16 protein-coding genes are annotated in these 18,490 nt (G+C 63.2%); 11 read left to right on the forward strand and 5 right to left on the reverse strand.

Features of this window, described 5'->3' with window-relative positions:
- Positions 1–70 precede the first annotated feature (70 nt).
- A complete protein-coding gene (locus SB749_RS16830) occupies positions 71–784 on the reverse strand; it encodes an aspartate/glutamate racemase family protein (protein ID WP_410711298.1) in 714 nt (237 codons plus the stop codon).
- A gap of 110 nt (positions 785–894) precedes the next feature.
- Here SB749_RS16830 and SB749_RS16835 point away from each other — a divergent pair, with 110 nt between their 5' ends.
- The 4 genes from SB749_RS16835 to dctP all read left to right on the forward strand — a co-directional run bounded on the left by SB749_RS16835 (position 895) and on the right by dctP (position 5,415).
- Positions 895–1,857, forward strand: a complete 963-nt coding sequence (locus SB749_RS16835; protein WP_410711299.1) for a LysR family transcriptional regulator — start codon at positions 895–897, stop codon at positions 1,855–1,857.
- Positions 1,857–2,393: a TRAP transporter small permease gene (locus tag SB749_RS16840; protein ID WP_410711300.1), complete on the forward strand. Its 537-nt coding sequence runs from the start codon at positions 1,857–1,859 to the stop codon at positions 2,391–2,393. Before SB749_RS16835 ends, SB749_RS16840 begins: the two co-directional genes overlap by 1 nt.
- A complete protein-coding gene (locus SB749_RS16845) occupies positions 2,393–3,997 on the forward strand; it encodes a TRAP transporter large permease (RefSeq protein ID WP_410711301.1) in 1,605 nt (534 codons plus the stop codon). Before SB749_RS16840 ends, SB749_RS16845 begins: the two co-directional genes overlap by 1 nt.
- A 140-nt stretch (positions 3,998–4,137) precedes the next feature.
- On the forward strand, positions 4,138–5,415 hold the full coding sequence (dctP, locus tag SB749_RS16850; RefSeq protein ID WP_410711302.1) for a TRAP transporter substrate-binding protein DctP: 1,278 nt from the start codon (positions 4,138–4,140) through the stop codon (positions 5,413–5,415).
- Positions 5,416–5,517: 102 nt separating this feature from the next.
- Here the strand turns inward: dctP and SB749_RS16855 are convergent, their stop codons facing one another.
- Together SB749_RS16855 and SB749_RS16860 are read right to left on the reverse strand one after the other, a co-directional pair.
- A complete protein-coding gene (locus SB749_RS16855) occupies positions 5,518–5,943 on the reverse strand; it encodes a type II toxin-antitoxin system VapC family toxin (RefSeq protein WP_410711303.1) in 426 nt (141 codons plus the stop codon).
- Positions 5,940–6,167 (reverse strand): FitA-like ribbon-helix-helix domain-containing protein, encoded by a 228-nt coding sequence (locus tag SB749_RS16860; protein WP_062244193.1) that lies wholly within the window; start codon positions 6,165–6,167, stop codon positions 5,940–5,942. Before SB749_RS16860 ends, SB749_RS16855 begins: the two co-directional genes overlap by 4 nt.
- Positions 6,168–6,319: 152 nt before the next feature.
- Between SB749_RS16860 and SB749_RS16865 the strand changes: the two genes are divergently transcribed.
- The 7 genes from SB749_RS16865 (at position 6,320) to SB749_RS16895 (ending at position 15,982) form a co-directional block, all read left to right on the forward strand.
- Complete coding sequence (locus SB749_RS16865; RefSeq protein WP_410711304.1) at positions 6,320–8,335, forward strand: ABC1 kinase family protein; 2,016 nt, start codon at positions 6,320–6,322, stop codon at positions 8,333–8,335.
- A gap of 313 nt (positions 8,336–8,648) precedes the next feature.
- Positions 8,649–9,242: a TetR/AcrR family transcriptional regulator gene (locus SB749_RS16870; protein WP_410711305.1), complete on the forward strand. Its 594-nt coding sequence runs from the start codon at positions 8,649–8,651 to the stop codon at positions 9,240–9,242.
- Positions 9,243–9,316: 74 nt separating this feature from the next.
- Positions 9,317–10,849: an MFS transporter gene (locus SB749_RS16875; protein WP_410711306.1), complete on the forward strand. Its 1,533-nt coding sequence runs from the start codon at positions 9,317–9,319 to the stop codon at positions 10,847–10,849.
- Positions 10,850–10,893: 44 nt separating this feature from the next.
- Entirely contained in the window at positions 10,894–12,186 is a 1,293-nt protein-coding gene (locus SB749_RS16880) for an amidohydrolase family protein (RefSeq protein WP_410711307.1), read from the forward strand.
- Positions 12,183–13,784, forward strand: coding sequence for an amidase (locus SB749_RS16885; RefSeq protein ID WP_410711308.1), 1,602 nt, complete (start codon positions 12,183–12,185; stop codon positions 13,782–13,784). Before SB749_RS16880 ends, SB749_RS16885 begins: the two co-directional genes overlap by 4 nt.
- Positions 13,781–15,016 (forward strand): M20 metallopeptidase family protein, encoded by a 1,236-nt coding sequence (locus tag SB749_RS16890; protein ID WP_410711309.1) that lies wholly within the window; start codon positions 13,781–13,783, stop codon positions 15,014–15,016. The genes SB749_RS16885 and SB749_RS16890 overlap by 4 nt, the downstream gene beginning before the upstream one ends.
- A gap of 51 nt (positions 15,017–15,067) precedes the next feature.
- A complete protein-coding gene (locus SB749_RS16895; protein WP_410711310.1) occupies positions 15,068–15,982 on the forward strand; it encodes a patatin family protein in 915 nt (304 codons plus the stop codon).
- 11 nt (positions 15,983–15,993) lie between these two features.
- On the opposite strand, the gene SB749_RS16900 is transcribed toward SB749_RS16895, so the two are convergent.
- Positions 15,994–16,980, reverse strand: a complete 987-nt coding sequence (locus SB749_RS16900; RefSeq protein WP_410711311.1) for a DUF2804 domain-containing protein — start codon at positions 16,978–16,980, stop codon at positions 15,994–15,996.
- Positions 16,981–17,055: 75 nt separating this feature from the next.
- The gene (locus SB749_RS16905) at positions 17,056–18,444 is read right to left on the reverse strand and encodes an MFS transporter (RefSeq protein ID WP_410711312.1); all 1,389 of its coding nucleotides are present in this window, start codon (positions 18,442–18,444) and stop codon (positions 17,056–17,058) included.
- Positions 18,445–18,490 lie beyond the last annotated feature (46 nt).

Raw genomic sequence — 18,490 nt, forward strand, 5'->3', positions numbered from 1 at the left:
GCGCACCGTTGTTGACCGATGCGTTTTGGCTCGTGGCGATCACCGTTCCGATCGTCGCAGTCTCCGATGTTCAATGCCGGATGGTTACAGGCTCGTCCGCCATTATCCACTCGACGATTGCGGCAACATGAGCATCGACCGAGTCGAGGGCCGGTAGGGGAGCGGTCTCCGGTGGGACTAGCAGGCCGATCTCGGTGCACGACAGGGCCACAGCGTCAGCGCCACGAGTCTTGAGGTCGTTCATGATTTCGACGTAGCGGGCTCGGGAGGCATCGGTGAACTTCCCTTGGGTGAGTTCATCCCAGATGATCTGATCGACCTCGACGCACGTCTCCTCATCGGGAACCAATGTCTTGATGCCCTGTGCTTCGAGCTGGCCGGTGTAGAAGTCTTCGAGCATCGTCCACCGCGTGCCCAGAACAGCCACTGTCGAATAGCCCTGGCGCTTCGCCATAGTCGCGATCGAATCGACCATGTGAATGAGAGGTGCATCGACCTGCGCCTCGATCGCCGGGGCGCACTTGTGCATGAGATTGGTGGCAATCGCGACAGCTTCGGCGCCGCCATCGACTAAACGCTGCGCCGTCGCCGTCAGGGATGCATCATTACCTGCCCAATCGTTGGCCTCCTGCAGCTCCCGGATGTCCGCGAAGTCGCACGAGTCGAGGAGGATCTGCGCGGAATGATGACCGCCGAGCTTTTTGGCCACGGCATCATTGATCTTCGTGTAGTACTCGATGCTCGAATGCCAGCTCATTCCGCCCAACAGACCGATCCTGCGCATACTCCGACTCCTCAACTCAGCAGTGATTTCACGACGTTCACTTCCAGTGTGGTGCGTCTCATCTGCCTCCGGTAGACCCAGTTCGCTCTGCTCTGGCATAAGCTGGGCTTATGGGCAATCTCTTCGAACAGGCGCTCGACGTCGGCGAGCCCAAACGCCTCCTCATCTTCGGCGCCATCGCCGTGGCCGGCAGCATCGGCGCCGCCGCTCGCGAGCTCGGCTGGTCCCAACCTGCCCTGTCCCAACACATGACCGCACTCGAAAAAGATCTCGGCGTCACTCTCTTCGACCGCACGCCCCGCGGCATCAAACTCACCACCGCCGGCCAACTTGCGCGGATCCGCGCGAACGAAGTGGCCGCCTCTGTGACGGGACTGCGTGGTGACCTCGCGAAGGCCTTCGGACTCGGCGGACGCAATGTCCGGCTGGCAGGATTCCCCTCCTTCGTCATCGGACCACTGGCCGCAGCACTCGGCCGCCTCGAAGCCGACGCCGGATCCGAGACACCGCAGCACCACTCCTATGAAGTCGCCGAGGCGGAACCGCCCGAAGCCATGGCCATGCTCGACGACGGCGCCGTCGACATCGCCTTCCTCTTCCACCACGAAGAAGAAGCGCCACCAGAGATGACCGGTCACGTCACCGTCGACCTCGGCACCGACCACCTCGACCTGCTCGTCCCCGAACGCTGGAACCGTGCGGGACAGGTTCGCCGCCTCACCGATGTCGCCGACCTTCCCTGGATCATGGGCTGCGTGCGTTGCCGATCCACTGCCGAACGCCTGTGCCGGCGAGCCGGCTTCGAACCCCGCACCCGCCACATCACCGACAACCCCGGCGCCATCCAGTCCTTGGTCTCCAATGGCCTCGGCGTCGCCCTGCTGCCGCGCAGCGCCCGTCGCTACTCACGCGTGGCTGGGATCGACTCGATCACCGTCGTCGAAGCCGGCGCCCGCCGCGTCACCGCCATGATCCCCGACGGGCTCGCAGCCTCGGCCGAAGTCGAAGACCTGCTCACCGCCCTTCGCACCGCCGACGACATGACAGTGACAACGACGGGAGGCGAGAACTGATGCTCACGTTCAGCCGAATCCTCGACAAATGGCTGACCATCACCACGGCCACGGCGATCATCGTCATGATGCTCCACATCGTCACCCATGCCCTGGCTCGGTCTCTCTTCGACGCCCCGATCTACGGCACGAACGAGATCGTCGAATATTGGTATTTGCCGATCGTGGCGCTGCTCGGCATTCCGGCTGCGCAGCTGCAAAAGGAACACATCACCGTGACGATCGCCGTCGACCGGGCCAAGCCCGCGACCGCCGCGGTGTTCAAGGTCTTCGCCGCCATCCTCGGCGCACTCGTGTCACTGGCCTTCGCCTGGTTCGGGCTGATGAAAGCTCTGGATAACACGGCGATCGGATCGACCGCCGATGTCTCGGACATCATCACCTGGCCCGTGTACTACCTCGTGCCCATCGTCTTCGTGCTGCTCGCCGTGCTCTTCATCCTCGACGCCGTCGTCATCATCCGCACAGGCCAGCCCGACCTCGACCTCGTCACCGGCGAACCGGCCGAGCCCGACCTGGAGAACCGCACCTACTGATGAGCCAGCCGAAGCCACCGACACACACCACCACCGACACCACGGGTGCCGCCATGCCTGATGCCGGGCCCGACGCTAGTACCCCAAGCGGGCACTCGCTCTTCCCCGCAGGGTCTCGTCGCCAACGCCCCGGCGCACTCGCGCTGACGATCGGGTTCGGCCTTGTCGCCGTCTGCCTCGTCGGTCTCTTCACCAGCCCGTCCGCAGCCATCGGGGGAGCCTGGTGCATCGGAATGATGCTCGTCCTCCTCTTCCTCTCCGTGCCCGTGGCGATCGCGCTGTCCGTGCCGTCGATCATCGGCGTCTACGCCGTATCCGGCATTCCGGCGACGATGAACATCCTCTCCACCGCCCCATTCAGCGCCGTCTCTGACTGGTCGATGAGCGTGCTCCCCATGTTCATCTTCATGGGCATGCTGCTCACCCAATCCGGACTCTCCGGCAAGGTCTACCGCGTCGCCGACCACTGGTTCAGCTGGCTGCCCGGAGGGATCGGCATAGGCACCACCTTCGCCGGTGCAGGACTGTCGGCTGTGACCGGCTCGACCATCGGTATGACCTACGCCCTCGGCCGTGCCGGCATTCCCGAAATGCTCAAAGCCGGCTACGACCGCCGTATGGCCGTCGGCACGATCATGGTCTCCGGCATGACCGGCAATCTCATCCCACCTTCGATCCTCATGGTCGTCTACGCCGGCATCGCCTCTGTCCCCGTCGGTCCCGCGCTCATGGCCGGAGCCGTCCCCGGAATCCTGCTCGCGTTGTGCTTCGGCGCCTTCATCTTCGCCATCGGCGTCGCCTCACCGAAACTCGTCGGCCGCGGCCAGAACGCCCAGAACACAACAGACACAGCAGATACACCAAGCTCCACCCGCCCCACGACCACCTGGCGCGACCGCCTCACCTCCCTGACCGGCGTCTGGGGCTTCGCGATCATCCTCGTCGTGCTCTTCGGCGGCATGTTCTCCGGCATCTTCACCCCCACCGAGGCAGGAGCCGCCGCCGCGCTCTGCTCACTCCTGCTGTGCGTGTGGGAGAAACGGGGCGAACAACCGTGGCGGAAGGTCGCGGATTCGGCCATGGATACGGTGGCGGCCACCTCGGCGATCTTCTTCATCATGATCGGCGCGACCATGCTCACGAGCCTGCTCGCCATCACCGGACTCGCCCCCATCCTCACCAGCTTCATCACGGACCTCGGACTGTCGCGGATCGGATTCCTGCTCGTCCTCATCGTCCTCTACATCGTCATGGGCATGTTCTTCGACACCCTGTCGATGATGCTGCTGACCATCCCGATCCTCCTGCCCACCCTCGAAACGATGGGCGTGAGCCCGCTGTGGTTCGGAGTCTTCGTCGTCCTCCTCGGCGAGTTCGCCATGGTCACCCCGCCGGTCGGCATCATCCCCTATATCGTCCACTCGATCGCGAAGAACCCCGAGGTCAACCTCGGCGCCACGGTCACACTGCGCGACATCTTCATCTCCCTGCTGTGGTTCCTGCCCGTCGGTGTCATCTTCCTCATCCTCATGGTCGCCGTGCCCGGAATGACCGAATGGCTGCCCGACCTCATCAGCCGCACGAGCGGAGGAATGTCCGGATAATTCTCGCCGAGGCGGCCCACCCACCCGTGCCCCGTGTCGTTCGGGTGGCTGCCGCAGGGTGTGAGCGGACTCATGATGAGGGTGACCTTATTCAGGCATAGAATTTAAGGTAATTCTCAGCCTTCGCTCAAAGGAGTCCCATGAAGCGCATCCGCACGGCAGCCCGCCCCACTCAGGTCATCGCGGCGGTCGCATCGCTGGCACTGTTGGCCGGGTGCGCCGGTTCCGTCGGCGGCGACGGATCAGGTTCGGGCGACTCCGCGGGGGAGGGCTTCGCCTATGACGCTTCCCAGGATGAAATCGATGAGGCTCTGGCCGACCTTGACCCGGTGACGATCAAGTTCCAGCCTTCGGCGATGTCGGAGAAGTCGATCCTCGCGCCGAACGGCCTTGACGTGAAGAAGGCCATCGAGGAACGCTCTGGAGGGAAGATCACCGTCGACATCGTATGGGGCCAGGCGATCGCCAGCTACGAAGACGTCGATGACGCCCTGGCCGATGGCCGAGTCGATCTCGCGTTCACTCTGCCTTCCTACACCCCTGCCGAGTACCCGGCCTTCGATGCGATCGGCACGGCCATGTCGACGTTGCCGTCGTCGCCGGTGGCCAGTGACCTGGCGGCGAATGCCGCTGGTGTGCAAGCTGCGTGGGAGACACCCGAAGTGCTCGAGGAGTTCGAGGAGAAGAACCTCGTCCCGCTGATCCCGATGCTCGCCGCGGGTGGGTATTCGACGATGTGCTCGAAGCCGATGACCTCGCTGGATGACTGGAAGGGCAAGCAGGTGCGCGTCGGTTCAGCTGCGGCCGGCAAGCAGGTGACCGACCTGGGTGCGACTCCGGTGTCGCTGTCGTTCCCCGAGACCTATGAGGCCCTGCAGCGCGGAACCGTCGACTGCGACCTCGGCCAGTTGGCACCGAACGTCGAAGCCGGCACCTTCGAGGTGGCCCCGAACATCGGTGTGGCTTCGGACGCGGGCATTGCTCGCTCGGCCGGTGCTATCACGGCGGGAAAGAAGTATTCGGACCTGCCGGTGGCTTACCAGCAGGTCATCTTCGACTCGATGTCGACGACGTTTAGCACGATGATGGAGGTCGTCATCGGTGCGAAGGCTCAGGCCGTCGAGCAGGCGAAGGACAACGACGGTTCGGTGCAGCCGTTCGATGATGACGTGCAGAAACAGATGGCGAAGTACGCGAAGACCCTGTCGGACAAGACTGCGGAGAAGGCTTCGGTTCCGGATGCGCCGAAGACGCTGAAAGATGCTGGAACCGAGTGGGCAAAGTCCGTGTCCGAGCTCGGCTACGACGACAAGGGCGGCTTCCCCTCACTCGATGAGTGGTACCCGGAGGACGCTAACTACGACAAGCTCGGCGACGAGCTGTTCGAGAAGGTCATGGCCGAGCACCGGCCGGAGTAGTACCGTAGCGGGCTAGGCCCGAACTTAAAAAGGCCCTGTTGAACGGATGGCGAATAGTCCACCGTTCAACAGGGCTTTTGTGTTGTGCGAACAAGGCTGGGATCAGCTGGAATAGCCCGACCACGGATTTACTAATTGCACTCCGTCCAGCGCTTCGAAATGCTTAGTATTGCGGGTAGCGACAGTCATGTGGTGGGCAATGGCGATCGAAGCAATGAGTGCGTCGTCGAGCGGGGCATACTCGGGCACGCGGAACGAGCCCAGCGCACGGGCGGCAGGCAGGTCGAAGGGGAGAATGCGTCCCGCGAAGCCAGGAAGCAACATGTCCTCGAACCACATTCGCAAAATCTTGCCTTGCTGTGAGTCCGTGCGTTCCTTCGCCGCTACACCACGCTCGATCTCGGAAATGGTCAAGGCAGAAACATACTGGGCTTGTGCGGGTATCGAACTGGACCACTCTTCGACTTCCGGATTTCGACCCCGGACTCGCAGAGCTGAGACGACGTTCGTGTCAAGAAGGAAGTTCATAGCTCTGCGCTACGTGCCTTCAGGCCAAGGCGCTTCGGCTCGAACTCGACCTGAGTATCGGTGCTCATCGAGATGAGGTCGACGAGTGTCGGTTCCTCGGCCGCAATGCCAACGGCAAGAGCTTCCCTGGCTTCTGCCTCGATGCTCGAGTTATGAGCAGCTGCTCGTCTGCGCAATATGGCTTTGGTGCCCTCCGGCAGATTACGAATAAGAATCTGTTCCACGGCTCCTCCTTTGATATCACTATTATGATATCGCTGTCGGTGCGTGATCTGAAGAGAGCTATTCCGATCCACCGCAAACTCTCAATCGAACCTACTCCCTAATCAACTAGGCTGGTGAACGCGTAGGACAAAGTCGACGGAAGGGCTGACGGGTGACGATCCTCTACACCATCGGACTGGGCGTCCTCAGCGCGCTCATCGTCGGATTCCTCGTCCGTCGGATGATGCTCACCGGCACCGGAGCCGCCCGCAACACCATCGTCTCCCTCATCATGGGCCTCTCCATCTGGCCCATCACCCTCCAGGCGTACAAACTCCTCGGCATCTCCGAATCCGATCAATACCCGAACCTGTCGATGAGCTTCCCCGCCATCATGGTCTTCCTGCTGCTCTTCGCCTGGTTCATCGTCATCCAGATGTTCGTCCTCCTGGCGATCGAACTCATCATGCCCTCGGGCACGCTGAGCTCACTCATCCGCAACGCACCGAAGATCCCCACCTGGTACCGCCGCGTCAACCGCCTTGCTCAGATCCAGAAGATCCTCATCAAATTTGGCCTCTCCCGCTACCTCCGTCCCCGAATCCCGACCCTGCGCGTCTCCCTCCGAGAGATCGCCGCCACCACCCGTGACGCGCTGGCCGCCTCGGGGGTCACGTTCATCAAGCTCGGCCAGTTCATCGCCACCCGCGGTGACATGATCCCGCACGAGTTCGTCGAGGAGTTCTCCACCCTCCAGGCCGGGGTGAAGCCCGTTCCCTTCGCCGAGGTGAAGGACCAACTCGAGACCGCATGGGGCCGTCCCGTCGCCGAGATGTTCGCCGAGTTCGATGAGAAACCCTTCGCAGGTGCCTCCGTCGCCCAGGTCCATCGCGCCGTCACCTGGGAAGGACGCGTGGTCGCGGTCAAGGTGCAGCGGCCGAAGATCCGCAAACAGGTCCGCGCGGACTGCGATATCGTCCTCACCCTGGCCGACCGCCTCGATCGCACCACCGACTGGGCGAAGAAGATCGGCATCGCCAAGCTCGCCCGCAGCTTCGTCGACTCCCTCCAAGGCGAACTCGACTATCGCGGCGAGCTCGCCCACATCGAAGCCCTCCGCCTCGCCGACGAGACCGGGCGTTCGACGACGAAAACCGACTCGGTCGTCCATATCCCTCACGTGTACAAGGAACTCTCCGGCCAGTTCGTCATCGTCATGGACCTTGTCGAGGGTTCGCCTCTGTCCCACGGCGCCGAGGTGGTCGACCACCTTTCCGAAATCGCGCGCAGAGAGATCGCCCAGGACCTCTTCCTGATGGTCGTCCGCCAGGTGCTCGGAAAGGGCATCTTCCATGCCGACCTTCACCCTGGAAACATCGTCGTTTCGGGCGCGGGCCGCGCCGGCCTCGTTGACTTCGGTGCCGTCGGACGCATCGACAAACGCGACCGCCGAGCGATCGCCTTGCTGCTCATGGCCTTCGATTCGCAGAACTCACAAGCGGCAACCGCCGCAATCCTCGAGCTCCTCGGAACGCCGAGCGAGGTGAATCTCCGGGAGCTGCAGCGTGAGATCGGGCAGATCATGCTGAAGTACGGAGACGGTGCTCCGGGCTCCACCTCCGCGGCATTGTTCGGGGAGCTCATCGACTTCGTCGTCGACTTCGGGTTCCCGATGCCGGCTTCGGTAGCGACAGCTTTCCGTGCTATCAGCACGCTCGAAGGGTCAATCACTCGCCTCGTGCCGGAGCTCAACCTGTTGGCATTGGTCACGGACAACGGGAAGACATTGCTTCGGGAAGTCGGGGGACTGGGAGTCGACCGACACGAGATGACGCTCTACGCGGCAGCGACTGCACCGCAGATCGCCGAACTGCCCGGGCAGATCTCTCGCATCGCCGGTCATCTGCAGGACGGTACGCTCGACGTCGGCACGAGCGGGCTGAACATCTCCACGATCAAGAATCTGCTGGTCTCGACCGTCGAGCAATTCATTCAGGTGATCGTCTCGACTGCACTCATCCTCGGCGGGGTGATTCTCATGGCCGCCAACTTCGGGCCGGCGTTGGCGCCAGAACTCAAACTGTTCACGTACTTCGGCGCCTGGATGCTGTTGGCCGGCAGCGTCATCGCGGCGCTGGTCCTCGCACCGGCACTCAGGCAGCGCATGACGTGGGAAGGGCTGGGTTAACACCTGCCGCTGAACGCACAGGGGCCTGGATTCGGCCGAGGCACCAGTACTCGCTACTGACAACACGACGCATGGTCTTAGGATCGCCCAGCTGAATCGCGATCGAATCCGACTCGTGAACCTTTGGAGAGGCCAGGGCGCACTGCCTGCCTGAGAGATTGCCCGCGTTGACCTTTTCGGCCCTCACGCGAAGTTCGGGCGGATTCCTTTGCTGACACTGCATAAAGACCTCATTCTTACGGGTTTCCAGGCTCGTATTACGAAACGATACGTTGTGTTGCGTAAGTGATGTGACCTGTGCCATGCTCTGGATATGACTGATATCACGCAAAAGGGGAGGCCCCTCGACACCGATCTGACGAAGCGGGTCCTCGCCACAGTGCGTTCGCATGTCGAAGAGCATGGATTCGTGAATCTGAGCATCGAGAAGGTCGCGGCGGAAGTCGGATGCGGAAAGACCACCATCTACCGTCGATGGCCGAGCAAACCTGAACTCGTTGCCGCAGCCATCCTCGACAACACCGAAGTCGGGGAGCTGCCGGACACCGGTGACGTTGTCGACGACCTCGTCGAACACGCGTGGCAGAACCGCGAGAACTTCCGTCGTTCGGAGAACCCATCAGGCAACAACGGCCTGTTGCTCGCGATGTTCAACATGGACGTCATCCCGATCATCTCGGAATCGTTCATGAAGGCGCGCCACGCTATGGGGCGCGAGATCCTCGCCCGCGGGGTGGCACGGGGACAGGTGAGCGGCGAACTCGATCATGACCTCATCATCGATACCCTCGCCGGTCTCACTCTCTTCCGCATCACCCTCAAACCCGAAGCCCGCGCGCGCACCGATGACGACATCAAAGATACCTACCGCAGCCTCGTGCGCTCGCTCATCGGCCGTCAGAGCTGACAGTCACCGATGACCATTCCGTGTGCGACGGCGCAGTCGGCACGCGGTTCTGGCTCAACAGGAAAGGAAACACTATGACCACCCCCGACCCCGCGCTCGGCACGAAGTCGAGCAAACGGCTCCTCGCTGTCGTCGGATTCCTCGTCTTCGTCGAATTCTCCAGCGGATTCCTTCAGGGTTACTACCTCCCGCTGCTCGACGGGATCCGCGACAGCCTCGGCGTCTCTGACGCCTCCATTGCGTGGTTCATCACCGTTCAGACTCTCACCGCCGGAGTCTGCGTTCCGATCCTGTCGAAACTCGGCGACATCTTCGGCCACCGGCGCATGCTGCGCATCGGGATCGTCGCCGTCCTCATCGGAACCGTGCTGGTCGCGCTCGCTCCCAGTTACCCGCTCGTCCTGCTCGGCAGGGTTCTCAGCGGCCCCCTCGCAGTATGGCTGCCGCTCGAACTCGCGATCGTGCACAATCAGATCAAAGGCGAGACGGCACGGCGCGCGATCGGCATGCTCATCTCCGCACTGACGATCGGCGCGCTCATCGGTTCCTTGGCTGCCGGCCTGTTCTCGTCGGTCCTGCCATCCACTGTCGCGCAGCTCCTGGTACCCGTGGTCATCGTCGCGATCTCCGCGATCTTCGTCTTTACTCTCGTCCCGGAATCGACCGTCCGCACCTCGCCCACGATCGACTGGCTCGGTTTCATCCTGCTCGCGCTCTTCATGCTCGCACTGCTCGCAGGCATCAACATCGTCACCGCGCAGCCCGTCGCCGGCGCAGTCCTCCTCGTCGTCGCCGTCGTCCTCATCGGCATCTTCGTATGGTGGGAGCTGAGAGCCAAGGTACCCGCACTAAATATGCGCCTGCTCACCTCGAATCGGCTCTGGCCTGTTTACGTGACATCGTTCCTCTTCGGAATGGTGCTCTTCGGAACGCAGAGCATCACGACCACGTTCCTCGCCGGCAAACCCGAACTCGTTGGGTACGGGTTCGGCCTCAGCGCCGGAGTCATCTCGCTGACCACCGGAGCGAACATGCTGCTGGCAGCGGTCGGTGCCTCAATTTACTCCTTTGTCGCCCGCGCCACTTCGCTCAAGGGTGTGCTTATGATCGGTTCGGCCGTGATCGCGCTCGCCCAGCTGCTCCTCATCTTCGGCCATGCCTCACTCGTCTTCGTAGTCATCGGAATCGCGGTCGCCGGCCTCGGGTCGGGGCTCCTCCTCGGTGGGTTGCCGGCCGCGACAACGGAGTCATCGCCTGCTGACGAGACCGGAATCGCCACGGGCGTCTACAACTCCGTGAAGACACTCGGCGGGGCACTCGCTGGAGCCGTGTTCGCCGTCGTCCTGGGAATCTTCGTCATCCCCGAGGCCGGAGCCTCGGGACTCGGCGGCTACATCACCATTTGGGCGATCTGCGCCGGGGCCACCGGAATCTGCCCCATCCTGCTCTCCGTCATCCGGACGCCGGACAAGGGCGAATCCCATGACCGGACCGCACATCAGGGTGAGAACGACAACCTCGCCGAGGCAGCGCTCCCAGTCGAGGAGGCTCGCCCGGGTCAGGACACCCGTCCGGGCGAGGACACACGTCCGACCTCGGCCGTGTGAGCCGTCTCCGACCGAATCCGCACACTCGACGCGAAAGGAACACCATGTCCATAGCCCACCTTCCCTCCACCATCGCCGGTGACGACCACCTGCTGCTGCGCGGTGTGACCCTCATCGACGGCACCGGCGGCACCCCGATCACCGAGGCCGAACTCGAAGTCCGGGACGGACGCGTGGTCTACGCGGGTCCCGCCCGTACCGCCGCTCCCGAGGGCACCGTCATCGTCGAGCTAGGGGGCAAGACCATCCTCCCGGGTTTCATCGACTCCCATGTGCACTTCGGCATGTCGATCGAGGACCAGACGGCCGACGCCGCACGATTCGAATCCGAACGGACCTTCCGCACCGCACTCAACGCCCGAAAGGCACTCATGGCGGGCGTGACCACGGCCCGTGACCTGGGCGGTCTGGACCGCGGTTACCGAGATGCGATCGCAGCCGGCCTCGTCCAGGGTCCGCGCACCCACCTGGCGATCGCTCCACTGTCACCGACCGGCGGGCATACGGACTTCACCATGCCCAACGGCCGCTCGGTACCGATGCACATGCCGATCAGTCCGATCATCGACACCGACGACGATGTGCGGCGGACGGTGCGGACGCTCATTCGCAGCGGCGCTGATGTCATCAAGGTCTGCACCACCGGCGGCGTCTCCAGCCCCTCCGACACCCCCGACGACATCGGGGTGCCGGAAGAGCATGTGCGACTCATCGTCGCCGAGACCGCCAAACGCGCCGGACAGCCGGTCGCCGCTCACGCGCAGGGCGCCGAGGGCATCAAAGCCGCCATCCGGGGCGGAGTGCGCTCGGTCGAGCACGGATACGGAATCGACGACGAAGGCATCGAACTCATGCTCGAACACGGGACCTTCCTCGTCCCGACCTTGAGCAGCGCACTGCGCGTCCCCGACCCCGCAGCGGTCCCCGCCTACCTCTACGAGAAGAAGGTGAAATGGTCAGCCATTGCGCGCGAACGCGTAGCCGCAGCTCTGCAAGCGGGCGTGAAGGTGGCGCTGGGTACCGACTCCGGAGTCTGCCCACACGGGGAGAACCTGCGCGAACCGGTCCACGCCGTGGAACTCGGACTCTCCGAGATGGACGCGATCGTCGCCGGAACGAAGAACGCCGCCGAACTGCTCCGCCTCGACGCCGACCTCGGCACGCTCGAGCCCGGGAAGCTCGCCGACTTCATCGTCATCGACTTCGATCCCCTGACCGACATCACCCCCTTGGCGACGCCTGACAACATCAAGGCCGTCGTCCAGGGCGGTGCCCTCGTTAAAGACACGGACTCCTGGTTCGGCGCGGAACCGGTCCGCCCGCTACTGGCCCAGTGAGCACAGAGGCGACCGACCCGAGCACCGACAAGGCGGTCACAGACACGGCCAAAATGAGCTCTGTCCACGACCTCACCGCGCAGATTGTGCAGATCAGGTCCGGTGCGACGACGGCCGAGGAACTGGTCTCCGCGTCACTCGACCTCGCTGACCGTGTCAACGACCGAGTCGGCGCGATCCTCGAACGCTTCGACGAATCCGCTCTGGCCGCCGGCCGAAGTGCTGAACACAGTGCCGGTCCGCTGGCAGGGCTGCCGTTGGGAATCAAGGCGAACATCGCCGTCAGCGAAGCTGTCCCGACCTCACAGAGCCGTGTGTTCGATCCGGAGTTCCACTGCGGCCGCGACGCCGAGGCGGTCGCTCGGCTGCGCGCCGCCGACGGAGTCATCATGGGCGCGACGACGATGGTCGAACACGCTGCCGGCAGGCCCGACCCGGCACTCGACTTCCCGATTCCACGCAACCCGTGGGACCTGAGTCGCTGGCCGGGCGGGTCGAGCTGCGGAACCGCGATCGCCGTGAGCCTCGGGATCATCTCCGCAGGGTTGGGCACCGACACTTCGGGCAGCTGCCGAATACCGGCGGCCTTCTGCGGAGTCACGGGGATGCGCCCGGCGATGGGTTCACTGCCCATGGACGGAATCATGCCGGCCGCTCCGAGCCTTGACATCGTCGGGCCCATCGCCAGAAGCGCCCGAGATTGCCGGTTGCTCCTCGAGGTCATGCGCGGACAGACCGTCGGCTCGTCACGTCGGGGCCGAACGGTCCGTGTGGTCGTGCCTGAGCAGGCGCTGGGTTCGACGAGGATCACGCACGATACGGCCGCAGCCTTCGACGAGGTGCTGAGTACCCTCGAAGCACTCGGCGTCGAGACGTCGACCGTCGACGTGCCCTACCTCGATGAACTCATTGCGGCCACACTGACGATCATGGTCCGCGAGATGTACGAGGTGCACAGCGATCGGCTCGCACCCCGGTGGAATGACTACGGTCGTTCTTTCCGTCGGCTCGCCCTCGCAGGTGCCCTCGTCACCGACGACACCTACCAGGCGGCGCTGAACTCCGCCGGGGTGCTGCGCGGACGCTTGAGCGAACTGCTGCCCAACGGCACGGCGCTCGCCCTGCCGACGTGGCCGTCGGCGGCCCCGCCCTATGTGTTCCGGGGAGGAACACCGCAAGACGACTGGAACCTCACGGCCGCGTTCTCCGCCACCGGGAATCCTGCCCTGGCGATCCCGATGGGCTTCGACGAGGCGGGACTGCCGTTGTCTCTGCAGCTGATCGGGTCCGGCCCCGAGGCGAGCGGGTCCGAAAACATCGCAGCTGGCGCGACCGGCCCCGAGGCGAACGGAACCGCCGGCGAGGACTCGATCCTCAGCCTCGGCGAGCTCTATCAGACGCACACGGATCACCATCTGCAGGTGCCCGACTTCGATCTCATCACCGCGCTTGCGCTGATTCCCGATTCGGACGAGGGCGTGGATGCTGTCGGGGAGGAACCGCAGTTGCCTCCCCAGATCACCGACCTGGGGATACCGTTGACACGAGCGGACTCAGTGATGCTCGGCCACCTCATCGCCCTGTTGGGAGCACCATGACCACACCGAACCTGCCCACTGCCCAACCGAAGGACACCATGACACAGTCAATCGATTTCACCGCCGAAGCTACAGCCCTCGCCGACGACCTCAGCGCGCTGCGCCGCGACCTCCACCGCAACCCAGAACTCGGGCTCTCGCTGCCCTACACGCAGAAGAGGGTCGTCGAGGCCCTCGACGGACTGCCCCTCGACATCACCCTCGGCACGGACCTGTCGTCCGTGGTGGCAGTGCTGCGCGGGGCCCAGCCGGGACCGACCATTCTTCTGCGCGGTGATATGGACGCCCTACCCGTCGTCGAGTCCACCGGACTGGACTATGCGTCGACGAACGGGAACATGCACGCGTGTGGACACGACCTCCACGTTTCCGGGCTCGTCGGAGCCGCCCGACTTCTCAGCGCTCATCAGGCGGAGCTGCGCGGGACGGTCGCGTTCATGTTCCAGCCCGGTGAGGAGGGCCTCGGCGGGGCGAAGATCATGCTCGATGAGGGCATGTTCGAGACCATCGGGGCGAAACCCGACGCCGCCTACGCTATCCACGTCGCCCCCGGTGTGGCGGGTACCTTCGTCACCCGCCCGGGCACGGTCATGGCCGGTGCCAATACGCTGCACGTGACGATGGTCGGCAAGGGCGGTCACAGTTCACGTCCGCAGGACTCGGTGGACCCGGTGCGGCCCGTCCTCGAATTCGGGCAGGCCCTGTATTCGATGATCACCGGCTCGTTCAGCGTCTTCGACCCGATCGTCGCCGAGGTGACGCAGCTCAGTGCCGGTGAGGCCGTGAACGTCATCCCGTCGACCGCATCGCTCGGTGCATCGGTGCGGACCCTGTCGGCCGAGTCGACGAAGAGGTTCCCCGAACTCGCGACCCGGCTGGCCGATTCCGTGGCAGCTGCGCACGGATGCACCGCCGAGGTGGTGTGGAATGAGCAGTACCCCGTGACGGTCAACGACGCCGCCGAGGCGCAGTTCGCCCTCGAGACGCTCATCTCGGCGTTCGGTCCCGTCCGTGTGGTTGAGTCGCCGGATCCCGTGATGGGATCCGAGGACTTCTCCTATGTCCTTGAAGAGGTGCCGGGAGCGTTCGTCTTCTTCTTTGTCAGCCCGGAAGGAGCCGACCCGGAGACCGCGGCGACGAATCATTCCGCGGAGGTGCTCTTCGATGATGCCTGCCTGCCCGATCAGGCGGCGGCTCTGGCCACCCTGGCTTGGGAACGTTCACATCGATGAAGGGGCAGGCGGCGGCATCGGTGTCGGTTACCAGTCGTTAAGATGATCGATATGACGAACGGGGAGCAGTCGGCGGGAACGACGCGAATCAGCGATACCGCACTCATCTTCGAAGGCGGTGGGATGCGGGCTTCGCTCACCAGCGCCATAGCAGTCGTCTTGCTCAACGAAGGCCTGTCGTTTGACTGGGTCGCTGGAATCAGTGCCGGAGCGTCCACTGCAGTGAACTACCTCTCCGAGGACAAATGGCGAGTGCGTCGATCGTTCGTCGAGTTCGCCAAGGAAGAGGAATTCGGCGGGTGGCGCTACTTCGCTCGGGGCAAAGGGATGTTCCATGGCGAGTACATCTACCAACGAGCGGGTGCCCCCGACGAGGCACTACCTTTCGATTGGGACACCTACGAGGCAAGCACCGGTGACATGCGGGTCATCGCGTTCGATGCTGAAACCGGCGAGGAGGCGGTGTGGTCGAAGAAAGACACCCCGAATATCGACGAGCTGATGATCCGCGTGCAGGCGTCATCGACGATGCCGATCGTCATGCCGCCGGTGCGTCTTGACGGCCATGTCTTCTTCGACGGTGCAATGGGGGAGGACGGCGGGATCGCGTTAAGCCAAGCGCAGCGAGAGGGCTTCGAGAAGTTCGTCATCGTTCTCACGCAGGAGCGTGGGTACAAGAAGGCACCGCAGCGATTCCCTGCCGTCTACAGAGGCATCTTCCGAAAGTACCCCGCACTGGCTGATGCGCTGCTGACACGGTGGAAGCGCTACAACGAAACTCGAGAACGCATCTTCGCCCTCGAAGAAGAGGGCAAGGCGCATGTCTTCGTCCCCGACCGCATGCCGGTCGACAACAGCACTCGCGATCTCTCGCGGCTTGCTGCCGCCCATCGGATGGGACTGTCGCAGGCCCGGCGAGAGCTGCCGGTGCTGCGAGAGTTCCTCGGGGTACAGAAATTAGCGTAGAGGGCCGAACATCACCACCGCCTATGGACCTCCTCGGCCCATCCGAAGATGTTCTCCACCCGATACTCGCGTCCCGCCAGGGACCAGACAGTGCCGGAGAAATGGCCGAATACCTGTTCTTCGCGACTGCTGACGACCTTCTTGTCGAATTCGGAGTGCCGATGGTATTCAGGGGTGAAGGTGAGGTCGACTCGTTCGCCCCTGATCGTCCACGGGGCCATCCAGTCACCGGAGTCGTAGGCCCACTCGAGCTCTTCGCTGATCTTTTCGATCTGGCCGCCCAGCCGCAGCGCATTTTCGGTCGACGGAGTTCCGGCAGTCCATTTGGCACCGAACTGCAGCCCGATCTCTTCCCCGTCTGTCGTACCGCTGCCGGAAGCCCAATTCCACAAGGTGTCGTACGGCCATTTGCCGCGGCCATGGTCCATGGTGGCTGTTGTCGTGGACTCATCGAGACGGTAGGTGACTCCGTTGGCCCGAACTCGCCCGCTCGCGCTCAGGCAGTTGTCCTTGCGAGTGTATTGGAAGCGTCGGCTGTTCCACGGAACAAGGACTCCCATCGACTGATGGTCGTCTGGAACGCTGACCTCCACCTCAGCATTCACGTTCGCAGTGACGACATTGAGCGCGATGATCTGATCGCCGAAGGTGATCGAGATATCGACGTCTTTGTCACCGGACCGAATCTGCTGTGAGCCCCACGGTGCACGCGAGGACGGATTGGTCCTGAACCAGTCCATCGAGCTCGCGGTCGTCTCAGTCTGGGTCTTTCTATCGAAGAAGAACAGAGAGGTAGCGGCCTTGTAGTCCGTGTCTGAGACGGAGAATGCGAGAATCATCTCCGGTGACACGACGCACCAGTAATCGAACCGCTTCCTGCGACCCCAGCCCTTGAGATTGGCATTGTGCACCGGGAACCGACTCCACCCGACTGCAGCTTCATTGAGAGTCCCGTTCTTGAGGCACATGTCGACGGGCTGGCGAAGTTCTTTCTCCATTTGGTTCCTTTGATTTCGTGGGTTGGTCTGCTGAGTCGATGGGGTCGTCAACGTGGTCCGCCGTGGTCTAGGTGGTCAGACCTGTCGTTCTTTCATGGCCCGCAGCTCCTCGAGGATCTGCGGATACTGTTTGTCGAGTTTGAAGAAGTACAGGAGGACTGCCATGAGGACACTGACGAGCGTCGGGACCCAGATGAAGAGGTTCGAGATCATGGAGACGGCTTCTGCGGACTGTGTCTCCTGACCACCGAGATACCCGCTGGCCGCCAAGCCCCAACCGATGAGTGCGCTGCCGAGTCCGGTGCCGATTTTGATCCCCATGCTGGCGCCGCTGTAGATGAGACCTTCGATGCGGATGCCCGTTTTCCATTCCCCGTATTCCATGGTGTCGGCGAGCATGGCGAAGACGACTCCCATGATTGCGGCCTTGCCGATCCCGCGGACGATCTGTCCGATGACCACGACTGCGGTGCTGTCGGGAGCAGCGAAGATGATGAGTGAACCGACGACCGCGATCAGGCAGCCGACGATCGCTGTGTTGCGCTTTCCGAAGCGTCGAGTGATGGGCACGACGAGGAGCATCCCGCCCAAGGTCGCGAGTGTGAGAGCCGTCGCGACCACGCCGACCAGGGCTGGTGAGCCGAGCACGTACTCGGAGTAGTAGATTGCGACGCCGGCGGTGATGGCGTTGTAGATGTACATGAGGAGCAGGACCAGGGTTGCGATGAACCAGTACTTGTTGCGCGCGAGCGAGATCAGACTGGCCTTGACGCTCGGACGGTCCTTGTCCTGCTTTGTCCCGACAGGGTCAGTACGCTCTTTCGTTGACCAGAAGGTGAAGAAGTAAATGGCAGCAGCGACGAGGCCGAAGATTACGAAAGTGTAGATCCAGCCGGACTGGCCGCCGCCGAAGAAGTCGACGATCGGCAGGGTGATGTTCGTGATGGCGATGATGGCGACATAAGCCCCGATCATCTTCGCCACGTTGAGCACTGAACGTTGGTGCTGGTCGTAGGTCATGAGCGCGCCGAGGGTGCCGTGCGGGATCTCGACCGCGGTATAGACAAGCAGTGCGATGTTGTAGGTGACGATGATGTAAATGACCTGAGTGGTGCTGTTGGCATCGGGGACCGCGAAGAGCGCGGTGGCAACCACTGCGAACGGCAGCGCCAACCAGAGCAGCCACGGCCGAGCCTTGCCGAATCGAGTCCGAGTCTTGTCGAGGACGACACCCATGACCACGTCGCTGGCACCGTCGACGATGCGGGAGAAGAGGAAGATCGTGCCGATCAGGCCGGCCGCGATGCCGACGACGTCGGTGTAGAAGTAGACGAGGAAGGTCGATATCCCGGTCCAGACGACGTTATTGGCGCCGCCTGCCATTCCATAGCCGAGCTTTTCGATGCGACCCGGCTTCTCAGGGTCCCGGTGGGTGACCGGATTTGCGGTGGTGTTCAAAGGCATGAGCTTCCTTGATCATTCCAGGCGTCTCAGTTCTCACTGTTTACGG

The organism is Brevibacterium sp. SIMBA_078, from assembly GCF_046534565.1.
Lineage (GTDB): Bacteria > Actinomycetota > Actinomycetes > Actinomycetales > Brevibacteriaceae > Brevibacterium.